The sequence below is a fragment of the Aquimarina rubra genome (assembly GCF_042684305.1).
GTDB classification, from domain to species: domain Bacteria; phylum Bacteroidota; class Bacteroidia; order Flavobacteriales; family Flavobacteriaceae; genus Aquimarina; species Aquimarina rubra.
The window spans coordinates 20253-37356 of sequence record NZ_JBHULE010000027.1 but is presented as its reverse complement, the minus strand read 5'-3'; the positions used below and the strand labels follow the sequence as shown (position 1 = coordinate 37356).

Genomic DNA, 17104 nt, shown 5'->3' with positions numbered 1-17104 from the left:
GTTAATTTAGTGAGGTAAAAGTAATCAATTAGTATAATCGTAACAAGAGTATATTATTTTAGATTTTATTTTATTGAAAAGAAGTAATCCTTAAACATTTGATAAAACAATTAAAATCTTAATTTTAGGTCTGTTAAAGTTTAAATGTTATGTACAGATTCCGAATATTATTTTTTTTAATCATTGCCGGTAATCCTGTTTTTTCTCAGAAAGAAATGGATGTGAACCAAAAAAATGCAAAACAAGCAGTTTTAGACTTTTTTGACGGTTTTCATAAAGGAGATACTGCTCAGATTAGAAAAACTATAGATGAAAACATTGTTATGCATACCGTTGCTAAAACAAAGGAAGGTAAAATCAAAACCGTTAAAACGGATATTGAAAAATTTATGGAGGTAATTCATAATAGACCAAAAGATCAGAAATGGCTTGAGAAGTTATTGGGTTTTAAGGTGGATGCAGATGAGAGTATAGCACAGGTTTGGACTCCTTATGAGTTTTATGTCAATGAGCAATTTAGTCATTGTGGTATTAACGTCTTTCAATTATTTAATGATGGAACTACCTGGAAAATTATGGCGATTGCAGATACTCGAAAAAAAGAAGGCTGTAAGTAATTTATAATCTACTGCTAATGATTAAAAAAACAACTCCATTATTCATGGCATGAAGTAGGATTGGCCATATAATATGATTGTTTTCTATTTTTATTTTTCCAAAAATATGCCCTGCAATAATTCTGGGAACGATAAGAAGGAATAAAATACTATCTATTCTGAAAGAATCCACGTAATTAAAGATATGAAGAAAACCAAATGTTACGGATGTTATCTGAAGTGTGATTACTTGGTACCTATTTAGATATGTCTTAATCTTTTCGAGATACTGTTTTGGTATTACTTTGCTGTAGCTAAAGTATAGTAGGAAAATAGCAAGGATAAGGATCAAATAACGATAGTACCACACCAATTCTGATGTAATAAATACCCCTAAAATGAAAAGAGTCCAGGAACTTAAAAACAATAAAAGATCTTTTGTTTTGGGTTTTAGCAGCGTTCTGAACATTAATTCTTCTATAATTGGGGCAAAAACAATCATAGCTAGAAAGGCTTTCAGCTTATCTTTTTTCAATATTTCGAAAATACTTTCTTGAGAATATTTTTTTAGATCTAGATCCGGAAATATACTTTGTAGGAGTGCTACACAAATAAAAAAGAGTATATATAATCCAAATAACCTGAAGTAGGAGATAAATAGATTTTTTATTTTGTGAAATAAAATACTTCTATGCATTATTGAAATTAGCAATCACTTAAACTTACTTTTACAGCTAAACCGCCTTCACTTGTTTCTTTATACTTTGTATTCATGTCTTTTGCTGTTTCCCACATAGTTTCTATGACCTTGTCCAAAGGTACTTTTGCATGAGCAGCATCGGCATCCAACGCCATTTCACATGCATTAATGGCTTTGATTGCTCCCATAGCATTTCGCTCTATACAAGGGATTTGTACCAATCCTCCAATAGGATCGCATGTTAATCCTAAATGATGCTCCATTGCAATTTCGCTAGCCATAAGCACTTGTTCTGGTGTACCACCCATTAATTCTGTCAATGCTCCCGCTGCCATCGCAGAAGAAACACCAATTTCTGCTTGGCAACCACCCATGGCTGCTGATATTGTGGCACCTTTTTTAAATAAGCTGCCAATTTCTCCCGCTACTAGCATAAATTGTTTTACATCGTCAAAATTTGCATCATGATTTTCAATCACCATATAATACATCATCACCGCAGGTATTACTCCAGCACTTCCGTTGGTAGGAGCAGTAACTACTCTCCCCAACGAAGCATTTACCTCATTAACAGCAAGAGCAAAGCAAGAAACCCATTTTAATATTTGTCTAAATTTTACTTCTGTGTCTCTAATTGATTCTATCCACTCTGTTGGACTCTTGTATTCCTTAGATCCAATTAATTTTTTATGAGTGTCATAAGCACGTCTTCTTACATTTAATCCACCCGGAAGTGTACCCTCTGTATGACAGCCTTGATACATAGAATCTAACATGACATCCCAGATTTCTTTTATTCGTGCATCAATTTCTTTGTCATTTTGAAGAGAGCGCTCATTTTCAAGAACAATTTCTGATATCTTTTTATTCTTTTGCTGACAGTATGCTAAAAGGTCGGTTGCTTTTTGGATAGGAAGTGGAAATTCTCTGAACGCTTCCATTTTTTTCTTTTCCCTTTTTCTTTCTTTCTTTACAACAAAGCCGCCTCCTATAGAATAAAATGTAGAAACTATTTTACGTTTATTTTTTAATATAGCGCTAAAAGTGATAGCATTAGGATGAAACTCTTTAAACTCCTTATTAAACACTATATGGGTGTTAGGATCAAAATTAATTTGTAATTCTTGATTAAAGAACAGCATCTTATTTTTTTCAATATCTGCTATGATTGTAGAAATAGATTCTACATCAATAGTTTGTGGGTCATATCCGCATAACCCTAATATAGAAGCTATATCTGTAGCATGACCTTTACCAGTTAATGATAAAGATCCAAATAGATCTACGGTAATAGACTCAATGGAGTCAAACTGATCATTTTCTTTCAATTCTGCAATCCATCTCCTTCCTGCTCTCCAAGGGCCAAAAGTATGAGAACTAGATGGGCCTACGCCAATCTTTAACATATCAAAAATACTGATACATTCCATAATTCGTAATTAGGTGTAAAATTATTGGGGTAAATATAGGGTATTGATAAAAAAGAATACTTTTTTTAAATGAATACTTAGATTAAGGTTTGATTTTCTGGTTACCGGTCTTTTTGGTTTATTGAATTGTTATTAGAAGATAATGACAACCTGTCATATAAATTGCCGTGGCATAATCATTGACTTATGTGGAATAAATAATTAGGAACAACACTAAAACATTTATATAATAATATGAGTAAGATAATAGGAATAGATTTAGGGACAACAAACTCTTGTGTTTCTGTGATGGAAGGTAATGAGCCTGTTGTTATCCCTAATGCAGAAGGTAAGAGGACCACTCCATCTGTAATAGCATTTGTAGAAGGAGGAGAAATTAAGGTTGGTGATCCTGCAAAGCGTCAGGCAGTTACTAACCCGACTAAAACGATCTCTTCTATTAAAAGATTTATGGGTAACAAATTCTCTGAATCTGCAAAAGAAGCAGAAAGAGCTGCTTACAAAGTAGTAAAAGGAGATAATGACACACCTAGAGTTGATATTGATGGTCGTTTATATACACCACAGGAATTATCTGCAATGACACTTCAGAAAATGAAGAAAACTGCAGAAGATTATCTGGGACAGGATGTAACTAGAGCTGTAATTACAGTTCCGGCATATTTTAATGATGCACAGCGTCAGGCAACTAAAGAAGCTGGAGAAATTGCTGGTCTTAAAGTGGAAAGAATAATCAATGAACCTACAGCAGCAGCGTTAGCTTATGGTCTTGATAAAAAAGGTACTGATCAGAAGATTGTAGTATTTGATTTTGGTGGAGGTACTCATGATGTATCTATATTAGAATTAGGAGATGGTGTATTTGAAGTATTGTCTACTGATGGAGATACACATCTAGGAGGAGACGATGTAGATCAGAAAATTATTGATTGGTTGGCAGAAGAGTTTAAAGCGGATGAAGATATGGATCTTCGTAAAGACCCAATGGCTTTACAACGTCTTAAAGAAGCTGCAGAGAAAGCAAAGATCGAATTATCATCTTCACCACAGACAGAAATTAATTTACCATATGTAACGGCTACCGCAAGTGGTCCAAAGCACTTAGTAAGATCATTAACAAGAGCTAAATTTGATCAGTTGATTGATGATTTGGTAAAACGAACAATAGAGCCTTGTCGTACAGCTCTTAAAGCCGCAGGATTGTCAACAAGTGATATTGATGAAATCATTTTAGTAGGAGGATCAACTCGTATTCCTGCAGTTCAGGAAGCAGTGGAGAAATTCTTTGGCAAAGCACCAAGTAAAGGGGTGAACCCTGATGAAGTAGTAGCGGTTGGAGCTGCAATTCAAGGTGGAGTACTTACAGGAGATGTAAAAGATGTATTATTATTAGATGTTACACCACTTTCTCTAGGTATTGAGACAATGGGTAATGTAATGACTAAGCTGATTGAAGCAAATACTACGATTCCTACTAAGAAATCACAAGTGTTTTCTACTGCAGCAGACAATCAACCTTCTGTAGAGATTCACGTATTACAGGGAGAACGTCCTATGGCAGCGGATAATAAGACTATTGGTCGTTTCCACTTAGATGGAATTCCACCAGCGCAAAGAGGAGTACCTCAAATTGAAGTTACTTTTGATATTGATGCAAATGGAATTATCAAGGTTTCAGCTACAGATAAAGCTACTAATAAATCTCAGGATATACGTATCGAAGCATCTTCTGGATTAACAGAAGAAGAAATCGAGAAAATGAAGCAGGAAGCTGAAGCGAATGCTGAAGCGGATAAAGCAGCAAAAGAAACTGCCGATAAGTTGAATGAAGCTGATGGAATGATATTCCAGACAGAAAAGCAGCTTAAAGAATTTGGTGAAAAATTATCGGATGATAAGAAAAAGCCAATCGAAGATGCTCTTGAAGAATTGAAAAAAGCATATGAATCTAAAGATTTAGCTGTGATCCAACCGGCACTTGATAAAATTAATGAAGCCTGGAAAGTAGCTAGTGAGGAAATGTACAAAGCACAGGCAGAAGCACAACAAGGTGGTGCAGCTGGACCAGAAGCCGGAGCACAACCTGAAGGAGGAGATTCTGAAGCTAGTGATGTAGAAGATGTAGATTTCGAAGAAGTGAAGTAAGAATTGTTATTCTATATATAAAAATGCACAGCGAAAGCTGTGCATTTTTTTGTTATTTAAGGTAAGCATAATAAAAAATAGTTTACTTTTATCGAAGCTTAACTACCCCTAGTTATAGTATTGTATTTCACACACAGTTATTCTTAATGCAGGTAACCACTATAAGATCTAACAATGTATGGTCTAAGTAATGGAATATACTAATGAATTTGTTACAAGTTTTTCGTAGAAAAATCTTTTGGTTTTTTGATACCCTTAAGGGGAATGATATTAAGAAACACTATAAAGATATTAAAGAGTTGATTGAAAATCCAGATTCTCAATACACTATAGATAGAAAGAATAAGTACCTTCAACAAATTCTAGAACATGCAGTGAGCACTACCTGGTTTTATCAAAAACATGCTGGTTATAATTCTATAACTGATTTCCCCGTAATTGATAAAAATATGATTAGAGATAATTTTGATGAGTTCAGATCATCAAAATATAAAGCTAATAATTGTATTTTGGTTTCTACCAGTGGTTCCACGGGCGCACCTTTTTCGGTTTTGCAAAATATGAGTAAACGTTGTAGAAATACTGGAGATAATCTATACTTCTCCAATAGATCAGGATACGAAATAGGACAAAAACTATTATATGTGAAAATTTGGCCTGATAATTATAGCCATAATATTTTTTCAAAGTTCTGGTGGCAGAATATAGTTCCTCATAGCGTTTTTAAACTTTCAGATAAAGAAATAGAAATACTTATTAATAGACTGAGAAAAGATAGTTTAAAAAAGAGCTTTCTGGGTTATACCTCTGCATTTGCAACGATTTGTAAATATCTTGATAAAACAAATACGAAGCCAATAGAGTCCAATGTACAATCAGTTATTACGATGTCAGAAGGGCTTAATGACTATGTCAGAAGAAGTATGAAAAAATATTTTGGGGTTAATCCAGTCTCACGATATTCTAATAATGAAAATGGAATTTTAGCACAAGAAGATCGTAACATACCTTTTAGATTTATCGTCAATTCTGCAAGTTATTTTATTGAAATTTTTAATTTAGAAAAGGATATTACAGTTTCTTATGGAGAAAGAGGAAGAATTGTGGTCACCGATCTACATAATTATGCGATGCCTTTAATTAGATATGATACAGGTGATATAGGGGCTATGGATTTAGACGAAAATAACGTGCCTTATCTCTCATCTATAGAAGGAAGGAAATTGGATCTCATCTATAATACCAAAGGGGAAATTGTTCCTTCTCATGTTTCTTATAAACTTTGTAAATATGGAGAGTATAAGCAGTTCCAATTAGTCCAACATGGTGAAAAAGATTATTTGATTAAGCTCAATACTGATAATAAAGTTGATGAACGTAAAATGTTAGAAGAATATAAAGGGTATTTTGGTAAGGACGCTAACATAAAAATTGAGTATGTAGATGAAATTCCTTTATTATCTTCAGGAAAAAGAAGAGAAGTTACCAATACGTACCATTCTCAGTTGTAATAATAAAGTATAAACTTGTAGATAAGTATTTTGATTTTTGTAGTCTATATGTTTGATTGAAAAATTTAAAAGCGAAAAAAGCCAATAAAATAGAATTATTGGCTTTTTTTGAGTTAAATGAATGTTTGTTTGTGTGTGTAATTTAAGAAGATATTAAAATGTTATCTTATGAATTTTAAAGACGTAATGTCTGTTTTCACAATATAAAGTCCTCTAGGTAGTTGAGATAAATTTATTTGATTTGCATTATCTACATTAGGCATATTTAAAACCCTTTTTCCATTTGTATTATATATTTGTAGTCCTTCTGTTCTAAACGAATCACTTAGAACTAAAGAAGCTGTGGCATAATCAAAATACATTTCCTTTTTGTCAAAATCGAATTCATTAGTACTGAGTACTCCAGAAACGATTATTTCCGGATAATTTCCGTTAACGCTCCATGTTGCATCTAATGCACCTCCATCAGGATTTGATGCATTTGCTAACTTTCCAAAAATGTAATAACTAGTTCCAGAAAGAGTTGAACTTTGCGGGAAATCTGTTGGAATATCTATGGTAACAGAGGTAACTACATCAGATCCTGCTGTTAAATTTGGAGTAACATTAACCGAAGTTCCTGTATTTGTGGAACCGTTAAAAATAGTAGGAGAGTCTGCTTCAAATATCTGAAACTGAGAGCCTACATCCATAGATGCGGAGTAGGTGTAGTTCAAAGTAACGGATTCACCTGCTGCTACTGTTAGGGGCGCAGTAAAGTCATACGTAATAGAATAAGCAGGAGGAGTAATAACAATAAGCGGATACTCAGTCCCTCCAATACGCCAGTCCACATCTCCCATACCGTCAGGATTGCCAGCAGAAGATAATTTTCCGAATATTCGATATTCTATACCCGATGCAAGTGATGCACTTGAAGGAAAGTCAGGAGGAATATTTAAAGTAATCTGTCCAGCTTGATTTGTAGCTATAGAAAGGGTTGGAAATTCAGCTACTCCTGTACCGTTAGCAGTAGAGCCTTCAAAAATAGCTGCATTATCAGTCTCAAAAATTTGAAACTGTGCCCCAACTTCCATGGATGCTGTGTATGTGTAGTCTAATACTATAGATTCACCAGCAGCTACCGTCACTGGATTTGCGGAATCATAACTAATCGAATATTGCGCAGTTATGCTGGATATGCTACCAAAGCATAGTAGAAATGAAAATAATGTTCGTATCATAATTACATGTTTTAAACATTGCTTTTTTACAAATGTGTTTACGTTCTAACAATGTTAATTAAGTTTCTACTAATGTATTCTTAAGTAAAAATCTCTACTATAAGAATTGTTGCAATTAATGATAATTTTGTTGCGTTACTCTAAAACACTGGTCTTTGCAATTGTTTTTTTGTTGAAAGAATATAGTTTTTTTAACTTATTTACTTATTAAAATAATAGTTTTTATTATAATAATTTGAAGATATTCTAGCTTCAGTGTTTTTACTAATTAATGAAGAATTATTTTTAAAAACCAACTGCCGTGTCATCTCCACGTTTATCAGCTCCACCTTCTAAACTGCCGTCTGGTAATACTAAAATACCATCCACTTTACCAATAACTCTGGATTCTTCTTCATTCGTTTTGTATCCTTTGGTTCTTAAGCTATCCAATATACTTTTATCAAATGAATTAGGTTCGAAAACAACAACATCTGGTAGCCATTGGTGATGAAACCTAGGAGCATTTACAGCATCTTGCATGGTCATTCCATATTCTTTTACATTTAGGATGGTTTGTAATACAGAAGTGATAATGGTTGATCCTCCAGGAGTTCCAACAGACATCCATAGTTCTCCATCTTTTTCTACGAGTGTAGGTGTCATAGAACTGAGCATTCTTTTCTCTGGTGCAATGGCATTTGCTTCGGCACCTAATAATCCAAACATGTTTGGCATACCAGGCTTTGCACTAAAATCATCCATTTCATTGTTCAGAAAGAATCCCAGTTCCGGAACATAAAGTTTAGATCCATATGCACCGTTTAAGGTAGTTGTTACGGAAATAGCATTTCCGAATTGATCAACAACAGAGTAGTGCGTAGTTTCACTACTTTCATACCCGGGAATACTTCCGTAGCTTAAATCAGAAGATAAGGTGGCTTGCTCAAAATCAAAATCTTTCATTCTATCTGATAGATAGGAATCACTTATCAAGGTGTCCACCGGAATTTTAACAAAATCAGGATCACCCAGATAAAAACTTCTATCTGCATATGCTCTTCTTTCTGCTTCCGTTATTATTTGAATTGATTTTAACGTATTGTGGCCGTAATTACTTAGGTCATATGGTTCAATCATCTTCATAATTTGAGCAAGACAAACACCACCGCTAGAAGGAGGAGACATGGATATAATAGTAAGGTCTTTATATGTAAATTGAACCGGATCTCGCCATTTAGCTTCGTATTTATTAAGATCATCCATTGTTATAATACCGCCTTTGGATTGGATATACTCAACCATTTTTTGACCGGTTTCTCCTTTATAAAATTCATCTCTGCCATTTTCAATTATTCTTTGTAATGTAGCCGCAAGCTTTGGGTTTTTTATAGTATCATTAGCTTTAAAGCTTTGAGCATAAAGGATGGTGTCTTTATTGGTTTCAATAAATAGTTCTCTAAAATGACGTAGCCGCTTTTCTTGTTTTTCTGTAATTATATATCCTTTTTGGGCTAGTTGAACTACCGGAGTTAATAATTCTCTTATAGGTAATGTTCCGAACTTTTTGTGTACTTCAAATATCCCAGCAATAGTACCGGGAACTCCAACCGCCATAGCTCCTAATTGACTTTTTTCTGGAATGGGGTCTCCATTCTCATCGAGATACATGTCTTTATAAGCCGCTAGTGGAGCTTTTTCCCGATAGTCGATTGCTCCGGTTTCTCCATTAGCTTTTCTATACACCATAAATCCGCCACCTCCTAGATTACCCGCATAAGGATAAGAGACAGCAAGTGCCATTTCTGTTGCCACCATAGCATCAAAGACGTTTCCACCTTTTTGGAGAATCTCTTTACCGATTTTGGAAGCTTCTTCTCTTGCTGAAACTACCATAGCGTTTTTCTCGATGACTCCTAAAACTGGTCTTGTTTTGATTTCAATCTCAGATTCAGGCTTGGTTTTGCAGGAGATAACCAAGATAAAAAGTAAGAGGTAAATCAATCGCATAATATTCAGTGTTTTTATTAGTAATTAATTTCTTTGATTAAATTATTTTTTTTGTCGTAAAATTTCCAATAACCAGAGGGTTTACAGTGATTAATATGTCCCTCGGATTTTACAATCCCATTTTTGTGATACTCCTTCCAATATCCTTGCTTTTTCCCTTTTTCATAATGCCCTTCGGCTTTTCTATTTCCATTTCGATAATAGTATTTCCAAAAACCTTGCTGGATTCCTTGCTCATAATGCCCAATACTTTCCAGATTAATAGAATTAGTATAATAATTTTTTGTGTAACCATTCTTAGTGGATACTGAAAGTTGCTCTCTGCAAATATTTTCAGTAGTATAATGGTTTTGCGATTTCTTACAAGAAAGGATTAATAATAAAGAGGAAAAGAAGAACAATATTCTCATAAATTTCTCATTTCATTTTTTGTAAACAATTCAAGTTCCCCAAAGAAAGAACGAAACTCTTTTTCAAAATCATCATAATATTGTTCTAATTCTAGAATCGCAAAATTCATTTTTGATCGGTTCTTAGTTCTATGATTCATTTGATATAATATTCTGCCAATACCGGGAATGGTAGCATAACTAAGTAACCAATTATCACGTAGCATATATGGCAAAAAATTCTGAACACGCTTTGGTAATACCTCATAATATTCCTGCAGTAAATCATAAAAATCAGATACATATATATCTAGCGGTGTAGAAGAATATTCTTCCCAATAAGCAGCCAGATAGTGATCATATAATATATCTACAATGACGCTGCTGTAGTGTCCATATTTAGGAAATAATCTCAAAACGCTTTCTCTTACAGTTGGATGACTATCAGTATAGGTGTCAATTTTACGATGTAATGTGATACCTTTCTGTATTCGATTTGGAAATTCAGAAAACTTCTTTCCTTTTACTGAATCGGCTATAAAATTGCCTATTTTAAGTTCTTGGTCATCCCCGGAAAGGTAAATATGGGCTAAAAAATTCATTAGGTGAATTTACAATTTTTTAAAAAGTTGGTGTTGTTTTTATGTAAACTTTAATTCTGGTGTTGTGGTAATCACTTGTAGCACGTACATTTGTTTCGCATGAGAATACTACCTAATTTAAATTTTTTACGTTTTTTTTTGGCAATGGCGGTACTTGTTTTTCATGTTCCACAAATGTCAAAGAATATGGGATTAGCTGCTTTTAACAGCTTTCCAATTTTTAATAAGGGCACCGAAGCTGTTAATGTGTTTTTTGCCTTAAGTGGTTTTCTTATTATAAGAAAGTTATGGATTGAAAAAGACAAAGGCATGATTTCAATCAAAAAATTCTACATGAGAAGGATTCTAAGAATTATACCTTTGTATTTGTTGATTGTTGTTTTTGGTTTTCTTTACTATCGAGTTTTCCTTGAATTAGTTGGTATTCCATTTGAAAATAATTACAGCTTTATTGAGGCAATTTTACTTTTTTTATTTTTTCTACCTAACATAGCGGCAGTTGATTTGCGACCGGGAGGCATTTTAGAGATACTTTGGTCAATAGGTATAGAAGAACAATTTTATCTTCTAATTGCACCCGTTTTTGGGGTGTTGAAGAAACATAAAATAATGCTTTTTCTAAGTGTTTTTACTGTTCTGTATTTTATCTTATTTCATAATTTAGGTATTCTTTCTAAATACAAATTTCTTTATTTCTATTTTTCTTTTGGAGGATTAATTGGAATTTTATCTGAAAAACGTCTAATAAAATTGAATAAAACAGGCAAGTTTATTTTGGCTATCCTTTTTATTATTTATTTTTTTTCAAATTGGTTTTATATCCTTCCGACTCCATATTATAATGCTATTAGCGTGTTTTTGTTTGGATTCTTTATTTTAAGCATAAGTGAAGAACCGATTTTTATGATTAATAATAAACTTATAAATTATTTTGGAAAAATTTCTTATGGGATTTACGTTTATCATCCATTAGCCATGCATTTGATGATATTTTTATTTTTAAAGTTAAGTGCAAAATTTTCTATCCCAAATTATATTATAATTATTTCAGTTAATTTTTTTGTTATAACATTAACTATATTGATAGCACACTTTTCATATAAGTATTATGAACTATATTTTCTTAAATTAAAAAATAAATTCAGATAATGACACTAATCAAATCAATTTCAGGTATTCGGGGAACTATCGGCGGAAAAGTAGGAGACAATCTAACTCCAATAGATGCCGTAAAATTTGCATCTGCTTATGGAAGCTGGTTAAAAACTGAAACCGGTAAAAAACATCCAACAGTGGTGGTAGGTAGAGATGCTCGTATTTCTGGGGCAATGATCCAACAATTAGTAATGAATGGATTGGTAGGGCTTGGAATACACGTTGTGGATGTAGGCTTGTCAACTACTCCTACGGTAGAAGTGGCGGTTCCCATGGAAAAAGCGGATGGAGGAATTATATTAACTGCAAGTCATAATCCAAAGCAATGGAATGCACTTAAATTGCTGGATAATAAAGGAGAATTTCTAAACGCCGAAAATGGTAAGAAGATTTTGGATATAGCAGAGAATGATGATTATAATTTTGCAGAGGTTGATGATTTAGGATCAATCACCACAAATGATACTTATATCGATAAGCATATCGAAGAAGTACTAAATCTTCCTCTGGTAAATACAGAAATTGTAAAGAACGCTGGATTTAAAGTAGTAGTAGATGCAGTTAATTCCACTGGGGGAATTGCAATACCTGCATTACTCAAAAGAATGGGAGTAGAGGTTGTAGAATTGTATTGTGAACCAAATGGTCATTTTCCTCATAACCCAGAACCGCTAAAGGAGCACTTAACGGATTTATCAGAATTGGTGGTGAAGGAAAATGCCGATTTTGGACTAACGGTAGACCCTGATGTGGATCGTTTGGCTTTTATGAGCGAAGATGGAGAAATGTTTGGAGAAGAATATACTTTGGTAGCCTGTGCTGATTATGTTTTGAGCAAAACACCGGGCAATACGGTATCTAATTTATCGTCCAGTAGAGCGCTAAGGGATGTTACTCAAAAACATAAGGGTATGTATGAGGCAAGTGCTGTAGGAGAAGTGAATGTGGTTGCTAAGATGAAAGCAAATAAAGCAGTGATTGGTGGAGAAGGGAATGGTGGGATTATATATCCGGAACTACACTACGGAAGAGATTCCCTGGTTGGTGTAGCACTTTTTCTGACACATTTGGCAGAAAAAAAATGTAGTGTAAGCGAATTACGCAATAGCTATCCATCTTACTTTATGAGCAAAAACAAAGTTCAGTTAACACCAGAGTTAGATGTAGATGCTATATTAAAAGGATTTCACAAAAAACACGCATCCGAGGAAGTAAGTACTGTAGATGGTGTAAAAGTTGATTTCAGTGATTGCTGGGTTCACCTAAGAAAAAGCAATACAGAACCTATCATCCGTATATATACTGAAGCCTTGAGTCAGGAACAAGCTGATCAACTAGCTAATGATACCATTGCTGCCTTAAAGGAAATAGCGGGAATCTAATAAAATAAAAATACTCCTATCTATTTTTCTTGATAGGAGTATTTTGTTAATCGATAGTAGCATCTTTAGGGATTTCTGCATTACGATGTTTCCATCGTTTATGTGTCCACAAATAGTACTCTGGTGCTTTACGAATTTGTTCTTCTACCATTCGCAAATATGTTTTTACAATATAGAAATCTTCACAATTTTTCGCATTTTCTGTGATAGGAATAAATTTAGCTTGATAATATCCTCGTTTTACCTTTTCTACATGCAGATAGGCAACCGACATATCTAATCTTTTTGCTAATACAGCACCTCCAACGTGTGTAGGAACTTTAATACCCATAAAATCTGTCCAGTAAGTAGCTTTGGCCAAGCTTGGAGATTGATCAGATAAAAAAGCATAAGAACAAAGCTTACCGTTAATCTTGTCTTTAGTGATCTCCTTCATAGCTTTGTAACTAGGAATTAGTCGAGCTTTATATCGTTGTCTAATTCTATGTACTAATTGATCAAAATATTTATTTTTAATTTGTTTATAAACGCCAACAGTTGGGAAATCAATCAATAGTTGTGTTACCGTAGACCATTCATAACTGGCGTAATGAGTCATCATCACTACGATACTTTTGTTTTTTGATTCTAATTCTTTGAGGGATTCTATGTCGATAATTTTAAAACGATCCAGTAAATCTTTATCGCTTATAGAAATTGACTTTATCATTTCTAAAAACATATCACACATATGTTTATAGAATGCTTTGCGAATTCTATTGATCTCTTTTTTAGGTTTTTCGGGAAAAACAAGCACTAAATTTTCTGTTACTGATTTTCTCCTGTATCTAATGATATGGTATACAAAAATATATACACAGGTAGAAAACATATAAAATAAGCGCCAGGGTAATTTTGATATAATCCACAAAATCGGATATACCAATCGATATATCAATAACTGCATTGTGTTAATTTAAGCCCACAAATATAAAATTATTTAGTGGCTCAAAATCTTAGAATAATCTTAAAAAGAAGATTTCTGTTAACTAACAACAGCATTCTTAATAGGTTCTGCATTTCGATGTTTCCATCGTTTATGTGTCCATAAATAGTTCCCTGGTTTCTCTCTAATTTGTTCTTCTAACAGTCTCGTAAATTTTTTAGTGATAGCATACTCGTCTTCATTTTTTGGATCTTCAGAAATAGGGACTAAAGTAGCTTCATAATATCCACGTTTTATCTTTTCTACATGAAGGTAAAAGATACTAAGATCTAATCGTTTGGATAGCACTTCTCCTCCAACAAATGCAGGAACTTTGATACCCATAAAATCGGTCCAAAAGGTAGCGTGGGTAAGTTTAGGGGATTGATCAGAAATAAGTCCATATATACTAAGCTCCGGATTTTCTTTTCTCTGATCCATTGTCATTTCTCTAAAAACTTTTGCACTAGGTATTAATCTAGAATCAAATCTTCCTCTAATGCGATGGGCCAATCTATCGAAATATTTATTTTTTATTGGTTTGTAAATTCCTACACATCTAAATTTACTGATAAGATCTATAGAATTTGTCCATTCATAACTATTGTAATGTCCCATCATGGCAATGATACTTTTGTTTTTCTTTTCTAGTTCTAATAAGAAATCTAGATTAGTGAAGCGAAAACGTTTAATGATTTCTTCTTCCCTTATGGATAGAGAACGAATCATTTCCAGAAACATGTCACACATATGCTTGTATGAAGCCTTACGTATACTTTTTATCTCTTTCATTTCCTTTTCAGGGAACACTAACATTAAATTTTCGGTAACCGTTTTTTTTCTATATCCGATGATATAATAAATTAATACGTATGTGCAGGTGGATAAAAAATAAAAGAGTCGCCAAGGTAATTTTGAGATGATCCAAAGTAATGGATATACGAGGCAATAAATAACTAATTGCATTGATTTTTTTTTGAATCGCTAAAGGTAACTTATTTTAAATTATCACGGATAAAATCTAAAATGATCTTATTTCAAATAAAATCCAGATCCTTTGGGTAAAAATATATACTATATTTGAACAACAAAAAATTGTATATGCTAAATCTTGACATTGTTGTTATAGTTATAATACTTGCAAATGTGATTATTTCATTAAAAGGGTTAAATGATTTTTCTTTTTTTGAGCGCTATAAGTTTAATATAGGAGGAATAAGAAGAGGAGAACAGCTACGTATGCTAGCCTCTGGTTTTTTACACGTGGATATGATGCATTTGTTCTTCAATATGTTCACTTTGTATTTTTTTGCTCCGGTAGTGCTTAATTCTTTAGGGAATATAAAATTTCTGGCGGTATATTTTGGTAGTTTATTCGTTGGAAATCTATTTTCACTATTTTTCCATAAAGATGAATATCATTATAGTGCTGTTGGTGCCAGTGGAGCAGTATCAGGTATTATCTTTTCTGCAATATTATTTCAGCCTGATATGAAATTGTATCTTATGTTAATTCCAATTCCGATTCCTGCTTACATTTTCGGTATTGGATATTTGTTATACTCTATTTATGGTATGAAAAGCAGAACGGGTAATATTGGGCATGATGCTCATTTTGGTGGTGCTGCTGGTGGTTATATCGTTACATTGATTCTTGCTCCTTATTTGTTTCAGCAAAACTTATTAATGATAGGCTTATTAGCGATTCCTATTATTATTTTATTTGTGATGCAGCGCTTAGGGAAACTTTAGATATCAAAAACGACCTGATGATGATCAAGTCGTTTTTTAATATTGTTTATCAGAGAATTACTAATAGAGTTTATAACGATTTCTCTCCTAATAGTTCTGATATCTTGGTTTCTAATGCTGGTCCTCTAAGGTTTTTTGCAATAACATTACCTTTTTCATCTAAGATAAAAGTAGCAGGGATAGATCGCACTCCGTACGCTTTTGCTATTGGATCTTGCCAGAATTTTAAATGCGATACGTGATTCCATTCTAAATTATCATTATCAATCGCTTTTATCCAGTGATCTTTATTTCTGTCTAGTGATACTCCAATTATATTAAGTCCTTTTTCGTGATATTTATTATACACTCGTACCACATTAGGATTTTCTGCTCTACATGGTTTACACCAAGACGCCCAAAAATCAATAATAGTTATTTTGCCCATAGATTCCTTCAGAGAAACCATTTGACCATCTGGATTAGGAGCAGAAAAATCTTCAGCTTCGCTACCGATATCGATTTTTCCGATGGATGCGGCGATTAATCTATCGAGATTTTTACCTAATCTAGATGTTTTAACCGTATCTTCTACCGTAGCATATATTTTTTTTACTTGCTTTGCCGGTGCCGCCTTAAGATTTAAAAGATCAGTAAGCGCCATAACAGCAACCAAAGAATTAGGATTGTTTTCTGCAATCTCTCTGCGATAATTATTTTCGTCAGTTCTTGCTTTTTGTATTTGCACAGATAATTTCGCTGCTTTATCCGCTTCTTTTAGTTTAGAAGCTATTTGATATTGATTGCTAAGTTCCTGTCTTTTTTTGCCAAAGGCATTCATTTTCTTTAGATATGTAAAAAATAATTCATTTTCGGGACCACCCTTTATAATTGAAGATCGTAAACTATCCTTGTAGATGGTCATTTTTATTGGATTGTTTTCTGCTAAAAACAATACGTTTTGTGGAACCCCTTTAAAAGTTAAATAGTTGAAATCATTTTCCTCTACTACCGGTAGGTTTATCTTAAAATTACCATTTTTAATAGTTGCTGAATCAATAATAGTGGGTCGATTAGATTGGTTTATAGCATTTACATATACTGTTACTCCATCTTCAAACCCATTTGTTTCTGCAGAAATTGAATATCCTTTTTCTTCTTTTTGGCAAGCTACAGATAGTAATATGAGTGCAAGCAATACTATTTTTTTCATCCTTGATTTTTTTTTGATGTGTAAAAATATATAATATGGTGAGTATACCATAAAAATTAACTTTAAAATATAAG

Annotated in this window: 14 protein-coding genes and 1 pseudogene; 6 read left to right on the top strand and 9 right to left on the bottom strand. The window is 33.2% G+C overall.

Going from position 1 to position 17104, the window contains the following annotated elements; all coding sequences use genetic code 11:
• Nucleotides 1-149 precede the first annotated feature (149 nt).
• On the top strand, nucleotides 150-617 hold the full coding sequence (locus ACFSR1_RS19320; RefSeq protein ID WP_378294694.1) for a nuclear transport factor 2 family protein: 468 nt from the start codon (nucleotides 150-152) through the stop codon (nucleotides 615-617).
• A 1-nt stretch (nucleotide 618) separates the two neighbouring features.
• Here the strand turns inward: ACFSR1_RS19320 and ACFSR1_RS19315 are convergent, their stop codons facing one another.
• Together ACFSR1_RS19315 and ACFSR1_RS19310 are read right to left on the bottom strand one after the other, a co-directional pair.
• Complete coding sequence (locus ACFSR1_RS19315) at nucleotides 619-1131, bottom strand: CPBP family glutamic-type intramembrane protease (protein WP_378294693.1); 513 nt, start codon at nucleotides 1129-1131, stop codon at nucleotides 619-621.
• A 170-nt stretch (nucleotides 1132-1301) separates the two neighbouring features.
• Nucleotides 1302-2726, bottom strand: a complete 1425-nt coding sequence (locus ACFSR1_RS19310) for an L-serine ammonia-lyase (RefSeq protein WP_378294692.1) — start codon at nucleotides 2724-2726, stop codon at nucleotides 1302-1304.
• A gap of 234 nt (nucleotides 2727-2960) precedes the next feature.
• On the opposite strand from ACFSR1_RS19310, the gene dnaK reads away from it, so the two are divergent.
• Together dnaK and ACFSR1_RS19300 are read left to right on the top strand one after the other, a co-directional pair.
• Complete coding sequence (gene dnaK / locus ACFSR1_RS19305) at nucleotides 2961-4871, top strand: molecular chaperone DnaK (protein WP_378294691.1); 1911 nt, start codon at nucleotides 2961-2963, stop codon at nucleotides 4869-4871.
• Between the two features lie 203 nt (nucleotides 4872-5074).
• Nucleotides 5075-6382: a CoF synthetase gene (locus ACFSR1_RS19300; RefSeq protein ID WP_378294690.1), complete on the top strand. Its 1308-nt coding sequence runs from the start codon at nucleotides 5075-5077 to the stop codon at nucleotides 6380-6382.
• Between the two features lie 161 nt (nucleotides 6383-6543).
• On the opposite strand, the gene ACFSR1_RS19295 is transcribed toward ACFSR1_RS19300, so the two are convergent.
• The 4 genes from ACFSR1_RS19295 to ACFSR1_RS19280 all read right to left on the bottom strand — a co-directional run bounded on the left by ACFSR1_RS19295 (nucleotide 6544) and on the right by ACFSR1_RS19280 (nucleotide 10585).
• A complete protein-coding gene (locus tag ACFSR1_RS19295; protein ID WP_378294689.1) occupies nucleotides 6544-7605 on the bottom strand; it encodes a T9SS type A sorting domain-containing protein in 1062 nt (353 codons plus the stop codon).
• A 285-nt stretch (nucleotides 7606-7890) separates the two neighbouring features.
• Nucleotides 7891-9594 carry a gamma-glutamyltransferase gene (gene ggt / locus ACFSR1_RS19290; RefSeq protein WP_378294688.1) on the bottom strand — a complete coding sequence of 568 codons (1704 nt, stop codon included), beginning with the start codon at nucleotides 9592-9594 and terminating at the stop codon, nucleotides 7891-7893.
• Between the two features lie 17 nt (nucleotides 9595-9611).
• Complete coding sequence (locus ACFSR1_RS19285) at nucleotides 9612-10004, bottom strand: toxin-antitoxin system YwqK family antitoxin (protein WP_378294687.1); 393 nt, start codon at nucleotides 10002-10004, stop codon at nucleotides 9612-9614.
• Nucleotides 10001-10585: an acyl carrier protein phosphodiesterase gene (locus ACFSR1_RS19280; RefSeq protein WP_378294686.1), complete on the bottom strand. Its 585-nt coding sequence runs from the start codon at nucleotides 10583-10585 to the stop codon at nucleotides 10001-10003. The genes ACFSR1_RS19285 and ACFSR1_RS19280 overlap by 4 nt, the downstream gene beginning before the upstream one ends.
• A 99-nt stretch (nucleotides 10586-10684) precedes the next feature.
• Here ACFSR1_RS19280 and ACFSR1_RS19275 point away from each other — a divergent pair, with 99 nt between their 5' ends.
• Together ACFSR1_RS19275 and glmM are read left to right on the top strand one after the other, a co-directional pair.
• On the top strand, nucleotides 10685-11734 hold the full coding sequence (locus ACFSR1_RS19275; RefSeq protein ID WP_378294685.1) for an acyltransferase family protein: 1050 nt from the start codon (nucleotides 10685-10687) through the stop codon (nucleotides 11732-11734).
• A complete protein-coding gene (gene glmM / locus ACFSR1_RS19270; RefSeq protein ID WP_378294684.1) occupies nucleotides 11734-13122 on the top strand; it encodes a phosphoglucosamine mutase in 1389 nt (462 codons plus the stop codon). The genes ACFSR1_RS19275 and glmM overlap by 1 nt, the downstream gene beginning before the upstream one ends.
• 46 nt (nucleotides 13123-13168) lie before the next feature.
• On the opposite strand, the gene ACFSR1_RS19265 is transcribed toward glmM, so the two are convergent.
• Both ACFSR1_RS19265 and ACFSR1_RS19260 read right to left on the bottom strand, forming a co-directional pair.
• Nucleotides 13169-14068 carry a lysophospholipid acyltransferase family protein gene (locus tag ACFSR1_RS19265; RefSeq protein ID WP_378294683.1) on the bottom strand — a complete coding sequence of 300 codons (900 nt, stop codon included), beginning with the start codon at nucleotides 14066-14068 and terminating at the stop codon, nucleotides 13169-13171.
• Between the two features lie 78 nt (nucleotides 14069-14146).
• Nucleotides 14147-15055: pseudogene (locus tag ACFSR1_RS19260) on the bottom strand (lysophospholipid acyltransferase family protein); the annotation flags it as partial.
• 132 nt (nucleotides 15056-15187) lie between these two features.
• Between ACFSR1_RS19260 and ACFSR1_RS19255 the strand changes: the two are divergent.
• Nucleotides 15188-15838: a rhomboid family intramembrane serine protease gene (locus ACFSR1_RS19255; protein WP_378294682.1), complete on the top strand. Its 651-nt coding sequence runs from the start codon at nucleotides 15188-15190 to the stop codon at nucleotides 15836-15838.
• 70 nt (nucleotides 15839-15908) lie between these two features.
• On the opposite strand, the gene ACFSR1_RS19250 is transcribed toward ACFSR1_RS19255, so the two are convergent.
• Nucleotides 15909-17030, bottom strand: coding sequence for a redoxin domain-containing protein (locus ACFSR1_RS19250; RefSeq protein WP_378294681.1), 1122 nt, complete (start codon nucleotides 17028-17030; stop codon nucleotides 15909-15911).
• Nucleotides 17031-17104: the final 74 nt, after the last annotated feature.

Bases quoted from the DNA above. Each gene is read 5' to 3' on its own strand.
- ACFSR1_RS19320 (WP_378294694.1), top strand. From the start codon at position 150: ATGTACAGATTCCGAATATTATTTTTTTTAATCATTGCCGGTAATCCT.
- ACFSR1_RS19310 (WP_378294692.1), bottom strand. From the start codon at position 2,726: ATGGAATGTATCAGTATTTTTGATATGTTAAAGATTGGCGTAGGCCCA.
- dnaK (WP_378294691.1), top strand. From the start codon at position 2,961: ATGAGTAAGATAATAGGAATAGATTTAGGGACAACAAACTCTTGTGTT.
- ACFSR1_RS19300 (WP_378294690.1), top strand. From the start codon at position 5,075: ATGAATTTGTTACAAGTTTTTCGTAGAAAAATCTTTTGGTTTTTTGAT.
- ACFSR1_RS19295 (WP_378294689.1), bottom strand. From the start codon at position 7,605: ATGATACGAACATTATTTTCATTTCTACTATGCTTTGGTAGCATATCC.
- ggt (WP_378294688.1), bottom strand. From the start codon at position 9,594: ATGCGATTGATTTACCTCTTACTTTTTATCTTGGTTATCTCCTGCAAA.
- ACFSR1_RS19285 (WP_378294687.1), bottom strand. From the start codon at position 10,004: ATGAGAATATTGTTCTTCTTTTCCTCTTTATTATTAATCCTTTCTTGT.
- ACFSR1_RS19280 (WP_378294686.1), bottom strand. From the start codon at position 10,585: ATGAATTTTTTAGCCCATATTTACCTTTCCGGGGATGACCAAGAACTT.
- ACFSR1_RS19275 (WP_378294685.1), top strand. From the start codon at position 10,685: ATGAGAATACTACCTAATTTAAATTTTTTACGTTTTTTTTTGGCAATG.
- glmM (WP_378294684.1), top strand. From the start codon at position 11,734: ATGACACTAATCAAATCAATTTCAGGTATTCGGGGAACTATCGGCGGA.
- ACFSR1_RS19265 (WP_378294683.1), bottom strand. From the start codon at position 14,068: ATGCAGTTATTGATATATCGATTGGTATATCCGATTTTGTGGATTATA.
- ACFSR1_RS19255 (WP_378294682.1), top strand. From the start codon at position 15,188: ATGCTAAATCTTGACATTGTTGTTATAGTTATAATACTTGCAAATGTG.
- ACFSR1_RS19250 (WP_378294681.1), bottom strand. From the start codon at position 17,030: ATGAAAAAAATAGTATTGCTTGCACTCATATTACTATCTGTAGCTTGC.